Annotated in this window: 10 protein-coding genes and 1 pseudogene; 6 read left to right on the top strand and 5 right to left on the bottom strand. The window is 52.1% G+C overall.

Features of this window, described 5'->3' with window-relative positions; translation table 11 throughout:
• Positions 1 to 5: 5 nt before the first annotated feature.
• Complete coding sequence (locus IB237_RS21955; RefSeq protein WP_192490853.1) at positions 6 to 248, top strand: DUF2934 domain-containing protein; 243 nt, start codon at positions 6 to 8, stop codon at positions 246 to 248.
• 103 nt (positions 249 to 351) lie between these two features.
• A complete protein-coding gene (locus IB237_RS21950; RefSeq protein ID WP_246788181.1) occupies positions 352 to 1,314 on the top strand; it encodes a YihY/virulence factor BrkB family protein in 963 nt (320 codons plus the stop codon).
• Between the two features lie 38 nt (positions 1,315 to 1,352).
• Here the strand turns inward: IB237_RS21950 and IB237_RS21945 are convergent.
• Positions 1,353 to 1,583: pseudogene (locus tag IB237_RS21945) on the bottom strand (TetR/AcrR family transcriptional regulator); the annotation flags it as partial.
• 282 nt (positions 1,584 to 1,865) lie between these two features.
• On the opposite strand from IB237_RS21945, the gene IB237_RS21940 reads away from it, so the two are divergent.
• The gene (locus IB237_RS21940; RefSeq protein WP_192490852.1) at positions 1,866 to 2,231 is read left to right on the top strand and encodes a hypothetical protein; all 366 of its coding nucleotides are present in this window, start codon (positions 1,866 to 1,868) and stop codon (positions 2,229 to 2,231) included.
• Positions 2,232 to 2,965: 734 nt separating this feature from the next.
• On the opposite strand, the gene IB237_RS21935 is transcribed toward IB237_RS21940, so the two are convergent.
• The 4 genes from IB237_RS21935 to IB237_RS21920 form a co-directional block, all read right to left on the bottom strand.
• Positions 2,966 to 3,793 (bottom strand): WecB/TagA/CpsF family glycosyltransferase, encoded by an 828-nt coding sequence (locus IB237_RS21935; protein ID WP_192490851.1) that lies wholly within the window; start codon positions 3,791 to 3,793, stop codon positions 2,966 to 2,968.
• Between the two features lie 299 nt (positions 3,794 to 4,092).
• On the bottom strand, positions 4,093 to 5,289 hold the full coding sequence (locus IB237_RS21930) for a glycosyltransferase family 2 protein (RefSeq protein ID WP_192490850.1): 1,197 nt from the start codon (positions 5,287 to 5,289) through the stop codon (positions 4,093 to 4,095).
• A 138-nt stretch (positions 5,290 to 5,427) separates the two neighbouring features.
• Complete coding sequence (locus IB237_RS21925) at positions 5,428 to 6,513, bottom strand: polysaccharide deacetylase family protein (RefSeq protein ID WP_192490849.1); 1,086 nt, start codon at positions 6,511 to 6,513, stop codon at positions 5,428 to 5,430.
• Positions 6,514 to 6,563: 50 nt separating this feature from the next.
• Positions 6,564 to 9,185: a glycoside hydrolase family 9 protein gene (locus IB237_RS21920; protein ID WP_192490848.1), complete on the bottom strand. Its 2,622-nt coding sequence runs from the start codon at positions 9,183 to 9,185 to the stop codon at positions 6,564 to 6,566.
• A 374-nt stretch (positions 9,186 to 9,559) separates the two neighbouring features.
• Between IB237_RS21920 and IB237_RS21915 the strand changes: the two genes are divergently transcribed.
• The 3 genes from IB237_RS21915 (at position 9,560) to IB237_RS21905 (ending at position 13,783) form a co-directional block, all read left to right on the top strand.
• On the top strand, positions 9,560 to 10,711 hold the full coding sequence (locus IB237_RS21915) for an O-antigen ligase (RefSeq protein WP_192490847.1): 1,152 nt from the start codon (positions 9,560 to 9,562) through the stop codon (positions 10,709 to 10,711).
• A gap of 130 nt (positions 10,712 to 10,841) precedes the next feature.
• Positions 10,842 to 12,089, top strand: coding sequence for a polysaccharide biosynthesis/export family protein (locus IB237_RS21910; RefSeq protein WP_192490846.1), 1,248 nt, complete (start codon positions 10,842 to 10,844; stop codon positions 12,087 to 12,089).
• Between the two features lie 116 nt (positions 12,090 to 12,205).
• Positions 12,206 to 13,783 carry an AAA family ATPase gene (locus tag IB237_RS21905; protein ID WP_192490845.1) on the top strand — a complete coding sequence of 526 codons (1,578 nt, stop codon included), beginning with the start codon at positions 12,206 to 12,208 and terminating at the stop codon, positions 13,781 to 13,783.
• The last annotated feature ends 996 nt before the right edge of the window (positions 13,784 to 14,779 follow it).

Here is a 14,779-nt window from a genome sequence, read left to right as displayed (position 1 = left end):
GTGTCATGACCGACAGGGAAGAAAAAATCCGCCAACTGGCCTATAAAATCTGGGAGGAGGAGGGCCGCGAAAGCGGTTTTCACAACGATCATTGGCTGCGTGCTGAAAAAGAGCACCAAATGACCGACCAGCAGGCCGAAGAGGCGACCAAAGCCAATCAACACGCCGATGAGGAATTTGCCAAGGACAACAGCGGCAAAAAATCTGCGGTGGAAATTCGCCCACCGTCGATTTCCAGCCCGGATTAATACAGGAACGTGCGCCAACAAGGGCGGTGGCGGTGCTGATGTGGAGCGCATCGCAGGCACTTGGTGTGGATGCGAAACATGTGAATGATGGATAGGCAGATATTTGAAACGTGATCTCGACAAGTCCATAGGACGGGATGCAGATGCGCCCAACGAAATCCCTGCAAAGGGCATGCGCGATGTGTTCTGGCGTATTGTCAAAGCGCTTATGGTTGATCGGGTCACGTTGATCGCTGCTGGCGTTACCTATTTCCTGCTTCTATCGCTGTTTCCTGCCCTGGGTGCACTGGTGGCGCTTTACGGCTTTATCGCTGATCCGGTGACGATCATCGATCATATCAGCTTTTTGGCGCGGATCCTGCCGCCCGGGTCCTTTGACATCGTGCTTGGCCAGTTGCATGCGCTTGCCCAGCAAAAGAGTTCAACACTGAGCATCGCTTTCGTCAGCGGTCTCATCATTGCCCTGTGGAGTGCCAATAGTGGCATGAAAGCGCTGTTCGAAGCGATGAATGTTGCGTACAAGGAAAGCGAAAAACGCAATTTCTTCCGCCTCAACCTCCTCTCATTGGCGTTTACATTCGGGGCTCTGATCGTCGTCATTGTCATCATTGCAGCGATTGGTGTCCTGCCGGCAGCTCTGGCCTATCTGTGGCTTGACCGGTGGCAGGAGTTACTGGCCCGGTTCGCTCGCTGGCCATTCCTCATTCTGTTCGTCGGCTTCGGAATTACCGTAGTTTACCGCTTCGGCCCCAGCCGCGAGCAAGCCAAGCTACGGTGGATCAACTGGGGTGTCTTGTTCAGCACATCTCTATGGTTCGTCGCCTCGCTGCTGTTTTCGTACTATCTTGAAAATTTCGCGAACTTTAATGCCACATATGGCACGCTTGGGGCCTTGATAGGTCTGATGGTGTGGGTGTGGATTTCAGTCATCATCCTGATCGTCGGTGCCCAGATAAACGCAGAGTTGGAACACCAGACGGCGCGCGACACCACCACCGGCTCGCCCAAACCCATGGGCCAGCGCGGTGCCTTTGTTGCCGATACTCTGGGCGAAACACTCGAATGACAACGCGCTCTTCGCGCAAAGGGTGGCTTTGGCGAATGTCAGCGCTTGCCGGGCCACGCATTCAGGGCGATATCGACCAGTGCTTTTAATCTTGTCGTACATGCGCCGTCGCAGGCCTGAGCGGACATGCCTTGAATGACAGCGCCGTAGAAACGGGCCAGTGTGTCCGTATCCGTTCCCTCAGGTAGTTCACCTTCGCGGACTGCGCGGTCAAATCGGCTCTTCAGAACCTGCATCGATGCTTCGCGCAGTGCTGCCGTTGTCCGGGCCTGCGCTAGCATAAAAGGCCGGATACTCAGCCCGCACATCGCTGGTTGCGTGACATCATCGCCACCGCAGTGGCGGCTGACTTACGGCACTTTCAAGGGGCATGCGTTGGTAGAACCGCGTGAGAAGTCGCCGCGTAACCCATGTGATCATCGTCCAGAACGGTTATTTCCACCTGAGACAGACCGCGACTTTTCGTCCACAAAACAACGATAAATCGCCGTTGCTTACCGCTCTAAACGCGCTACATTCATGGTGTGGAGTAAGCTTGGAGGAGCAGTTTCATGAAACGAACGTGGCCGGAAGAATACAATTCCTTGTTACAGGGTGCTGAGGAGGTGACACTTGATGTCACAGGTAATGCCTCAGATGACCCGACCTCTCACCCGGAAGCTCTTCGTAAGGCTTTAAAAGTTCGAATGCTGCAGCAGGATTATGAGCGCATCTGGCCTCTTGCGGAGGCGCGTTATCGTCTCGAAGGCAAGTCGGCAGGAAAGGCAATTACGCTCATCGCGAACAACCCGCATTATCAGCGTTGGCATCCAGCCGATGGTGGCACCGTTGAAGAAAAATCAGAAAGTGGAAATGTGCGCCAATCCAAGTATGTCATCGTGCATTTTCTGCTTGATGACGTGAGCGTTGCCGCCTGATGAGCGGATGTTTCCAGTAGCGTCGTCTAACCAGGCGGCGCCGTTTATCACTCATCCCGATCTGATTGTTTAACTGATATCAACTGGTCAGATCGGGTTTCTACTGTGTGCGTCGAGCGCACAATATCTTCAGCCAGATCGAGTAACGTCAGTAAGGTCCGCGCCGCATCGCCAATTCACTGGCGATCGTCAGACGTTGGTGGCATCTGGATGCTTGCCGGACACCTCTGGAGAATACTTTTGCTTATCCCAGCCCAGCCCCCTAAAAAAGGGGAGGAACTCCATTCAAAAAGCAAAAATTTCGCAATGAAAAAGCCACAGTGAGTATTTACCAAGCTTCGCGAAAGGCACGGCTGGTATTTCTAACTGAAGCCGAATCGTGCTTTAGCTACTTTGGCTAGGTGAGTACTTGACGCGGGGCGTCGTCATTCTGGCTGTGACGGGAAGGTATTGGTATGACGATAGCTGGGATCCTGTATTTGATGATCGCATCTATTTTTGCCATCGCAAACTCAGTTGAATCTGCGCGACGAAAACTGCCCTGGAGCAGGTACGTTGTGGGGCTGCTTCTGTGCCTTGTTTGGCCAGTTCCGTTTGTTGTTGTCGCCGTTCAGTTGATCCATCGCGCAAGCGTGCGACGCTTCGAGGACCAGCGGCTTTTCTCGATGATAAAACGGCAGCCATAATTGCAGCGCTGAGGTATCTCGGCCTTCGCGTTCAGGAAATGATCGCTTTCAAGCGGTCTTGGGCTTTTCAAGCTGCTTTTCGACGATATTCTTTTCCGACCTTGCCCGTTGCCTGGATTTTGAGCGCATCATCGCTTCAGCGGCAAACATCCGAACAAGCGGCGGGACCGCATAGACATAGCGGCGCCAAAGCCTGCGGGGATCGGACATCAGTCGATAGAGCCACTCAAAGCCGAATTTCTGCATGACGAATGGCGCCCTTGTCTGAAGGTTTGTGATGAATTCCAAAGATGCCCCACAACAGATGCAAACGCCGGTTGAACCTGCTGTGTGTGATATTTCGTAAGCGATCAGTTCAGACTGTGGTGACCCAACAGCTATGAATATGAAGTTTGGCTTGTCCCGGGCGGCAAATTCTGCACAGGCGCGCATCGCCTCTTCATTGGTGATCACATTACGTGGCGGCACGTGGTAGGTAATGTGGACGTCCGGGAACCGTTCCATCATGCGCTGTGCGACCTCCTCGTAAGGAGCTATCAAGGTAACGCGGTCCCCTGGCTGAATTACTTCGTGAAAAAGACATGCCGTCAGGTCTGATCCGGTCACCAGCGGCAACGGAAAAGACAGCGATTTCGCCATCCACGAAATAGGCTTGCTGTCACATAGAGAAAGCCAGGACTGCTCGTAAATATTCTTCAGGATGTTATCGCCGCGTAATCTAACGGCATGATCGACGTTCGGAGTAACGATGTAAAAAAAACCATCGGTGTGTTTGACGCCCTCAATTGCGGCAATAACCTCATGAAACCGTAAAGTGTTGTACGGAACATCCAAAAACCGTTGTTTGACTTCCCACGCGTCGGCATTGATCGACACATTTTCCATCGTCGTTCCCCCCGAAAAAAAACTATGCGTTTTGTAATTTTATATTTAGTTAAGCAGTTATTAATAATGCAGTATTGTTGTGAAGCGAGTCAATACAATTTCCTCGTGAAAGAAATTGTTTGTCGTCTGGAATTTCTTATTTGAGATGCATGGTGCTACCTCATCGCTACTCGGAGAGATAGTAGGCTGCAAAATAATCAATTTATCGTCGTCTTTTGATGTACTTAGTATTACTAATAATAATTACATTTGTCGTCGAACCGCGCATGTAGTTAGTACGTGCGACTATATTAAAAAGGTTCACTGCCGTTGGAGCGGTCTGTTCTGATCCAGCTTTTGTTCTGCCGACCAGCAATTATGGTAAGATAGAGAGGTATTTTACTGACGACGTAGGGCAGGACCTGGATAAGGTCTTTTGGCGGTAAAGCTGTCATTCCGTACTTTAGCCACGCCAAACTTGTTGTTCCGAGCAGCCACATAAGTGCAAGCATTGTCACTGTGAACGGGCCAGCGGGCATATCAAATGAAATGATCAGGCCGATTTCAGTCATGCCGACAATAACCAAGCTCAAAAGAAGCAGGCTCAAAGGTGGGATAAGCAGATCCAGCATCAAAAGCGCCAGTTTTGGCTCTTTGAGGATTTGAGCCTTGGGCAGAGCGCGGAACGCTTCTGAGATTGTCGCAATATGCCCACTTTCCCAACGTTGCCGTTGGGTTGCCGCTCCAGTCTTGGATTGCGGAAAAAAGCTATAGATATATGATGTCTCGCAGAGTGTCGGCGGCTTTCCGACCAGCGTGAGATCAAGTCCCAGCTTCATATCTTCAACGAGGTTTCCGCTCGCGATGTTCACGTCCCGAATAAGGGCCCACGGGAACGCCATGGCGGTTCCGGTGAGTTGGCATCCGACGCCCATGCGCGCCAGCCCCTTTGGCCGAACTTTGTTTTTGATCAGAAAAGCAAACTCGGCAACTTTGGTCCCGATGCTTGCACCAGTCGGCGCAAGCATAAGATTGACGGCCTGGACTGCTCCACTCTGGGCATTTGATGCTCTGACTAGCGCGTCGAGCCCACCTGCCTCGATTATGCAGTCTGCATCAATAAAAACCACGAAGGGCAGTGGATCTTGCGCAATGGCCTGCAATCCCGCATCCAGTGCATAACCCTTGCCGCGGAGCTTAAGATCAGTTCGCTCCAGCACCTCGGCGCCAGCGGTTCTTGCTATTTCAGCCGTGGCATCTGTGCAATTGTCGGCCACAACCAAAAGCCGGTCGAATGGGCGCATTTGCGAAGCTACGCTGAGCACCGTTCTCGCAATTCCGTCTTCTTCATTGTGGGCGGGAATAATGATGGCAGCTGGGAGGCGTTCGGCAGGAGATGGTGCAACTTGCCGTCTCAGGAACGACATGGAAACTTCCATTCCATATAGAGCCGTGGGTATTGCAGTACATATAGAGAAAAGCCAAAGCACCGGTGAAATCATGCTCATAAACTTCGGCCTCAACCCAAGCGCCTAATGGTGATATGTTATTCAGTATGTAAAATAATTCCGAGCCGCAAGCAGTATTATCTCGCTGAAATATTTAAGGTGTTCATAATTACACATACTGTTGCCAACAGGATCCAGTCATCGACTGTTGGCGAAGGTTCCCAATACCCGGAACGGCAATCCGGATGCGAGTGCAGCCACATATCTGCGGCGTTGCCAGCGGCCATCGATGTTGACTCTCGGAAGTTGCAATGCCGACGTCACGTCCTCATTGCAAACTGGCGCCTGCACTGTGGTAACCGCCAGTTTAAAGCCTGACGCACCTGCAGCCGCAAACTCTCTTGGTCCCGCTTCAGCACGATGACCGTAGGGAAATGCGAAAGTACAGATTTCCTGAGACAATAAAGTTTCCAGGTAATGGCGCGATGATGTTAGTTCCTCTGTCAGTTCATCTTGGGTCAACCTGGCCATTGCCCGGTGACTGACGGAGTGCGCGCCGATCGTGGCCAGTGGGTGGCGAGAAAGTGCTATGAGTTCGGTCTCATCGAGGATCGTCTCGTCAACGGGCTTCATAGGATCAATACCGCAATCTGATGCCGTCTGATTGAGCTTGTCGATGGCTTTCGCTTCATCAGAGTTCATAATAAAGCGCGACAGGCGTTGATATGCAGCGTCTCTGGCGTCTGGCGATGCCAAAGCCACATGTTCGCGACCTTCGCCGAAATCGAAATGCAGAGACTGTCGTTGCTGCACGAGTTCGAAGGCCGTTTCCCACCACATGCTGTGGGTCCGTCGAATGAAGCCTGAGCATACAAATATTGTAAATGGAACCTGATGTCGGGCGAACACTGGAAGCGCGTATGTCACGTTGTCGCGATATCCATCGTCCAATGTGAACACGGCGAATGGTTGTACAGAGTGATCCTTCGCTTCGGCTTCAAGCTCCTCAAGCCGTATAAATCGATATCCCAAATCGCGTAGAGTGCTGATTGCCAAGTCAAGAAAATCAGGCGTGATTTCGAGATTTTTCTGCTGTGGGTTACTGCCGGGCTGGCTTGGGCGGACATGATGAAGGGTAAAGATAACCCCGTGCATAGCCGAATTTTTGTACAGGCCACTGGCTGTCCATAACGAGGACGCTTCAAGGATCGCTGTCTTTATTAGCGCCTTTAACTTCATGGAGGCGGCGGAATCTTGAAGCTTGGTTTTTACGCAGTGTGTCATCCGTTTATTCTACAATCCCAAGCTCTGTTGAGTTCCAGTGGGTGACCGAACTAAATTGCATCCAGAAACAGCGCTATGAACGTCACCGGACCGATGGTCTGATCGACAGTGTATTCCTGCTGAATAACGATTGCCGGATGTTCGATCAGGTATTCGAAGAAGGGCAGGGCAAAGCGATCTGGCTCCACCTTGCGCTGCGCGACCACGTCGGGGCGTCCCACTTCTGCCAGAGGTGACCATGAGGGCCCGAAAACCCAGCCATATGCAGAGGCGTTTTGTGGCGCCCAGCCATAGATGGTTATCCCAGGTGGCGGCGCTACGCCCATGGCGCGATGATCTTCGTGCAAAGGATGCTCGATCTGTCTGGGGCCGATCCCGGTCGTAAAGCTGATCCCAAGCTGGTTTGCGCCGTGCAGGCCATGCATGGTTTGCTGCAACAGGCGGATGATCTGGACATCACCGCTGATCTGATAGGCGCGGAACAGGAGCAGGGTTTGACCGAAATCGGGCGGGCCGCCTTGTCCCCAGCCTGCTGGCGCATAAGGATGTTTCATGCTTGGATAGGCCAGTGACGATTGCACAGAAAGAAGCGTGCCGGCCTCGCGGACAAAGGCTTTTTCAATCTGGTCACGCAATATTGGGTCGGCATGACCGCTTTGGTGATAGTCCCAGGCGCCATCGCCTTTCTGAAAATAAACGTCTCCCTCTTTTTTCCACGCGGTTTCGACCAAGGTGGCGAAGGATGGATTGTTGTCGAGCCTGAACAGCGAAGCCGCTGCCGCAATGCGCGGTCCTTCTGCATCTTTCTGCAACGCGGCCTTGCGTTCTTCCCATGATACGGCAGAAAACGCGCCGGCCTTGGTTCCTGCCTCGATCGATTTTGCGTAAAATTCGTCCGGGTTCTCGAAGCCTCGTTCTGCCGCATCCCAGGCTTTCAGCGCGCTCTGGCGATAGGTTTCCGACAGGTCTTGCTGACCGGCTTCTCGCAGCAAGCGGGCAAGTCGCGCAGCAGATGCCGCATATCTGTAAGTGGAGACATGGTCCGGCGCATAGGTGAATATCTTCAGGTGCTCCAGAAAGCTCGTCGAACCGGGTAATGGATGCCCGGTACTTTCAATGCCGCCGCGCACACTTCCGTCCGGCAGTTGAAGGCGTCGGTAAAAATCAATGTTCCAAACCGCTTCGTGTATAAGGTCTGGTGCGCCGTCGAGGCTCTCATAACCCGGCAAAAGTTCACTTGATTTTGGAATCCCGAGCGGTTTTGCGCGTTTGTTAGCGGGAAGAAACTCGTCAAGTTCAAGGAATGCATCTGAAACCGACAGATGCTGAATACGCCTGTCCCAGTCTCCTGCATCCATGTAACCGCCCCAATAGTCATCGGGCGCAACATTGGTTGTAACCCAGGAGGCATTTGAACCTTCCTCAAACGGCACAAAACCGTTGTACCAGTTTGGCGTCCAGACAAGTGGCAGGTTACTTTCGAGTATCTGCAGGTTTGGGCCGGGGCGGAAAGCCTCCGGACGTTCAAACCCAAAACGGTTATCGAGCGGGATGCCGCTGCGATGATTGTAAAGCCCGCCGATGCCATTGCGGGCCAAGGCCAACCAGCGATCGTCAGCAATCTCGAATGTGTCACTCACACCAATGCCAGGCAGGCGCAGGCGGTATTTGCCCGGATTTTTCCATGCGGAATAATCCAGCTCAAACACGAACGTTCCGGCGCGGTTCGATTTATATGTCAGTGAGACATTTGCTCCGGGTTCGAGTTCATCAGGCAGCGGTTCGCTGACATCCCTTAAAGTGAAGCCGTCGGCGTCAGTGCTTGTAATTGTTGCAAACACGGCTTTCGCATCCTGTTCACCACGAAGTCGCTGAAGCGCGACACGTTGCCCGGCCAGCAGCTTGTGGCCCGTTGCCATGATGTAGGGTTCAGCTCCCGGACGAATGGCTGTAACCGGAAAGGGTGTTCCTTCTGCGTAATCGACGAGTGGCTGAGGAAGGCCGCTTGACGGCTCGGGATCGTCGGGCTGGCTGCGAAGACGCACCGGGGCTGTGAAAACCTCTAGGCCGGTCTCGTCAATGAGCGAGAAAGTATCGATGCCGTATTTGCGGAAGTCGACCGCGCCGCGCTCTGGTCCTCCCGGCAGCCACAATGCCAGATAGGCAATTTTGGAAGGGTCTTCCGGCCTGTGTCCCACAAAGGTGGAACGCAAAGCTATTGCACGTGTCTGGTGCGTGTCGAAGACAAAATCCGTTGGTGGAAATACACCCTCAGGCCATGTTATTTTATGTTTTCCTTCGCTAAGCGGCTGATTCAGTTTGAGATAAAATGTGTGTTTGAACGAGGCGCCTGTTTCGGTTGCGCCGCTGTCGCCGCGATAAAAACCAGAGCTGTACGGCACGGATTTTCGGTAGACGGCCACAACGCGTGCTGCGCCGTCCAGCTGATAATTGTTTTGCTTCAGAAACTTTGCCCGAACAAGAAACTGATCTGGCGGGATATCGGAGATGCGCAGATGTCGACGATCTGACCCGATAACCATGCCCCATTCGTCTTTGTGAGAAATCCAGGAGCCGACAGATGCAGATGCAGGCGCGTCAAGCTCGACGATACGTCCAACACGAAAATCCATGTCGCGAATTTCGACTGCGATGATATCCGGGGCAGCCATGGTAATTTCGTGAATACGAATTCCAGCGCTCGCCAATGCTTTAGATGAAGCAGAAAAAGGTGCTGTTAAAATGAACGTTAAGAAAATTATCAAATAAAATAATCTCACGGCACCAAAGACCTTTCATGTCGCAAGCTATGTGTTAATTGTATTGACCAGTAGCAACATTGTTAATCGTCAGAGATACAGTTTTGAAGTTTGCATTTGCCGCTCTTCTGTTGCTCAGCATTTTTCCAATAAGTTTATTGGTGAGACGATACGCTTTTGTGTCAAGGATATTCTGGATATCATTCGGAAGTTTTCCGTTTTACCTGACTGCGGTACCTCTTCTGGATATTGGCATAGTATCCTGGGAGGAGTGGAGCGGTTTTGTGATGGGAATGGAAGTTTCCATTCTCGATTTCATGGCCCTCATAGCTTTGCTTATCTTGCCAACGCAGCATTCGCCCAAAGCTTATTATGTGCCGATGCTTATCTATATATTTGTTCTGATGCTTTCGGTCACGCAGGCGCCTGAGCCAATGGCTGCATTTTTCGGCGTCTGGCAATATCTCAGGATGTTCCTGATCGTCGTTGTTGTTGCCAGGGCCTGCGCCTACGAGGAAGTTCCGTCCCTGATTTACAAAGGCATGATGATCGGAATTGTCGGCCAGTTCATCGCAGTTGTCTGGCAGCGTTTCGGGTTGGGCCTTCCACAGAATACCGGGCTTTTTGTCCATCAGAACACTTTGGGCATGTCCGTGCACTTCGTGCTTTTCCCGCACCTTGTCATGCTGTTGTCGGGTCGCAAAAATCTGCTCTATCTGGTTGGATCGGTGCTCGTCATGTTGATGATCTTGATCTTCACCGCGTCGCGCGCCTCGTTGGGAATGGCCGGTTTTGGGATTGCCCTGACGTTCGCGCTGATGGCGCTTATCGGATTGACCAGACGCAAGATCGCCGTCGTCGGTGGTGCGGTTCTGGTGGCAGTCATGCTTCTGCCGGTCGCTGTGTCGACATTCGAAAAACGCTTTGAAGCAAGTCCGCTCCATGAAGATGCCTATGACGAGCGTGCGGCCTTTAATCAAGCGGCTCTTTTCATGCTTCACGATTTTCCGATGGGGGTTGGCGCAAATCATTATGTCTATGCAGCCCAATCCATGGGCTACTCCGACCGGGCCGGCGTGGACCCGTCTGAAGGAAACCGGCGCGCCATCGTCCACAACGCCTACATGTTGGCCGGTGCCGAGACCGGCTACCTCGGTATGGTTGCTTTTTGTCTGATGGTGTTCACGCCGATGCTGCTTGCATTTGTAGCCGGCTTTCGAAATCACGACAAAACTGAAGGCCAAATTCTGCTGGGGTGCGCGATCGCGATGTTCGTCGCCTACGTCCACTCTGGATTCGAATGGATTATATTCACAAAGGAAATCCAATATTTGCTGGCAATGACATTTGGCTTGGTGATTGGTGTGGCAACACGTCAACGCGCTCGCCAAAGCGAATATTTCAATATTGACACGTCGAATTATCAATACTTTCGTTGATTTTCTGATTCGTTTTCTATTTACTCAACATAGATAGATAATACCTCATGTATTAATTCTCATGGTCTGAAAATTCTACCGAAATTCCGCGTACGAGATTACATAAAAATATGTGCTAACAGGAGTTCGAATGTGTAGTTGTGTAAAATTCGAACATGCAATCTTATTTTTTCGAACACCCGCGAATACATTAAAATTTATATTATCTTGGCTGTTGGTATATTTTCTGTCGTCAGCACCGTCACTGGCAGCGGAATACAGGCTCGATGTTCAGGACAAGTTGCGTGTTTATGTGGCGGAATGGCCTATACTCAATGTTGAACTGTCGGTTGGCGCAAACGGGAGTGTAGCGCTGCCACTGATCGGCGAAGTCCAGGCGCGTGGGTTGGAGCCATCACAGCTAGCAGCTGCCGTTGCGGAAAAACTGAAGCTGAAAGCAAATCAGCGACAGCTTCCTGACGTTTCCATTGATGTTGTCGGCTACAGACCATTTTATATTCTGGGATCGGTCACATCACCCGGTGAATATGCATTCAGGCCCGAAATGCTGGTATTGAATGCCATGAGCATCGCCGGTGGAGCTTATCGCGCCGTTGGTTATTCAGAGTGGGATCTCGCACGCACGTCAATCAACGGGGTTGGGGAATTGAATGTTGCTGAATTGAGAAAAGCAACGCTGCTGGCCGAACAGGTGCGATATGAAGCTGAAGTCGGCGAACGTGGTTTTCCTCCAACTCCCCCTGATGCTGCGCCATCCTATGCGCGCGCCTTGGATGAACAACGAGAGTTATTCACAGCCAACAACAACAGCTACGAAAACCAGGCCAAAACCCTAGGCGCAATGGTCGAGTTGCATAAAACGGAAATAGCATCGATTGCGATGCAGCTTGAAACTGTCTCGAGCAAGCTTGCCGAGTATCAGGTCGAAGTCGAAAAAGCGACCAGACTGGAGAATTCCGGCCTGGCTACCAACCGTCGCTTGCCGTTGCAGCGGGATCTATTCGATATTCAACGAGAACAGCGCCTGCTTGAGTTCGAAAAAGTCAGAGCCGAGCGCGCTGTGCAGGAAGCATTGCTTCGCATTGAGACGCTGGGCAGCACCCGTAAAACGGCGGCTCAGGAAGGTCTTCAGCGGGCAAGATCGATGATGCGTGAGATTGATGAACAGCTTACATCATTAAGCCAATTGGTAACCGGTGCTGCGCTGCAGACGGAGCAATTCAAGACAGCAAGACAGCGAGAAGAGCTGCCACGCTTGCAATTCACAATCATAAGGGGCCGGGATGCGCAGATGCAGCAAATCTCGGCGACCGAGGTTACTCCAATCCTGCCTGGAGACATAATCAAGGTGGAGCTTTCAGGTAATAAATCGATGTAGGGGAAGCGCGCCGGTTTCGCCGACAAGACCTGATATAATACGATTAATTCGTGCGTGTTCAGGTGATGTGGCGGGGATGGCAGCTGCAGTCTTGATGTCTTCAGACAGGTGCAAACATGATGTTATCGCGTAACATGCAGACCCATTCCATCCCGTCACTTCCGATATCGACGGACAATACATATGACTGGCGCTGGATGGTGAAAGCGATACGCAATCGTATCTTTTTTATCATCTTGATTGCCGCATTATTGTCTGCAGCCGCTGTCGCATTCGTCCAATATCGACCCGCGGCTTACACGGCATCATCGACGCTGAACATTACCAATCTGCGATTGACGATGAGCCGCGATGACGCGTTTTTTGCAGAGCTGCAGTTTGATCCGACATTCCTCGAAACGCAGATGCGGATAATCTCGTCGGACTCCGTGCTGATGAACGTTCTCTCAAAATTGCAGATCATCGACAGCTCACCCGCCGCCGCAGAAAATCCGCCATCGGCAGAGCGGACTGCCAAGCTTATCCACGAGGCGGAGGCACTCGACGATTTCAGAAGGGCCTTGGACGTTCAACGGCTGGGCATGAGCAACCTGGTCAGCATCAAATATACGGCCGAAACAGCAGAGCGTGCCGCGACAGTCGCAAACACCGTCACGGAAACCTATCTGGCAAAGCTGGAGCAGGACCGGCTTGAGGCGGCAGAAACGGCAAGTAGCTGGTTGCGTGAGCGTTTGCAGGAAGTCGGGCCAAAGGCACAGGTCGTTTCCGAGGCATTGCCGCCAATCCACAAAAGCGACATTCGTGGCATCTTCATCATCGTCCTGGCTGCTATTATCGGGGTTTCGCTCGGAGCGGTTATTTCTCTTCTACTGGCGTTTTTCGACAAGCGGATCCGTACCCCTGAACAGATTATGGAAATCGTGGGCAAGCCCTGCATGGGTCTCGTGCCGACGCTGCCGAGAAAACGTCGCAAGAACAAGGTTGATCTGTTGTACTCTGTTGCCAACCAGCCTTCGAGTGGGCTTTGGCACACTTTACGCCACCTCGACACCGTTGTTACGAGCGTGGAAGCAAAAGGCCCGAATATTGTCGGGTTTACCTCGACCATTTCCGAAGAGGGCAAGACGACCATCGCCGGTAATTTCGCTGTCATGAAAGCAAGAGCCGGGAAAAAAGTTCTTCTCATTGATGCTGATCCCTACCGCAAGTCGCTCTCCCATCTTCTCGTTTCTTCTGTAGACAATACGGAAAAACCGGTGCTGGCCAACGGTGCAGACGCCGACGTTGCGTCTCTCATTGAGAAAGATCAGACGGCGGGCTTCGCATTTCTGCGTCTTGGCGATCAGAGTGATATGGATGTGACGACACAGCTTTTCTGGTCTGAGACAATGCCGAAACTCTCGGCAGTTTTCAAAGACTACGATCTGGTGATCTTCGATCTGCCGCCACTTGTAGCACTTGGCGATCTTCAAAATGCCGCGCAGGTCGTCGATAAATTTATCCTCATCGTCGATTGGGGCAAACTGACAGGTGTGATGCTTCAGACGGCAATGGTTATGAATCCGACGGTTCATGAGAAGATCGCAGGCGTTGTCTTGAACAGAGCCGACCGTTCGCGGATGAAGAAGGTCTTTTCACCCTTCGCAGCTTTGCTTGGCAAGCAGTCTCTGCTGGTTGGTGCCAAGAGGCGCTAGAACAGCTTTGATGTGAGCCTGCCGGGTGCAGGTCACATGTTATCAAGTGTGATCTGGTCTTGAGTTGCCGTATGAAGCGCAACATGTCGCGAAATCTCTGCACGTTCGCCGCTACATATCCCTTTTCGGGTCGGACATAGGTCCGTTCGATGTAACCTGTGTATTTGAAGATAAACGACAGGCTGGGTCCGTCACCGCAGGCCTCACTGTCGAAAGTCGGGTTGTCAGTGCGGTATCGCGCCAGAAAATCTGCTGCAAGTTTACGGAGAGTGCGTGCCTTGTCGTCTGCAAGGCTAGACGGGATGTCGTCGACTTTCAATTCGCCGTAGATTGCCTGAAAGGTCAGCGCGGCGATGAAATAGTTTCCTGCTGCAGTGAGGTGCACATCGTCTTCGAAAAAGGTGTCGACAATCTTGCGGGGGCTCTGATTTGTAAAGCCTGATGTCGATGGATTTGCAATGAGATGATCGACGAGATTTGCCAGAGCTAGCGACGCTGGCACGATGCGAATAGGATGGGCGGGGCCTTGATTTAATGGCTGGTCGTTGACCTTAGCAACTACACACTGCCACACCGGCATGGCGGCGCGTTCGTATTCAATCCAATCGCGTGCGTTGTTCTTGTCGGAAAGGCTGATCCAGGGCGTAAAGAAGAGGACCTCTCCCTCAGGGTTCGATTGTATGAACCGTTCCTGATAGGCGCGCAGATAGGTCCCGGTCTGTTGCCAGAGGAGTGAATCCAGCAGCCGATGTTGCTCGGTGATCAGCAGAATATTGTACTTGCCGGCATCTGCCTTTGACGGCGATTGCATCTCTGCAAGGGCGTCTATCGTTTCGCCATTTGCATCAGTCCCTGTATCAAATCCACTCCAGGCATGATTTTCGTCACGTCCGAAAGACCTGTCCTTGATGGAGGAACCGTTGAGATTTTGACCGTTCCAGACGACTGGCATTTCCACTGCCGCAGAGATCTGGCTCATGAACTCCAGCATCGGGC

Source organism: Agrobacterium sp. AGB01, assembly GCF_014851585.1.
In the GTDB taxonomy this organism is placed as follows: Bacteria; Pseudomonadota; Alphaproteobacteria; order Rhizobiales; family Rhizobiaceae; genus Agrobacterium.
The sequence above is the reverse complement of the archived record's forward strand: the minus strand, read 5'-3'. Positions and strand labels throughout refer to the sequence as shown.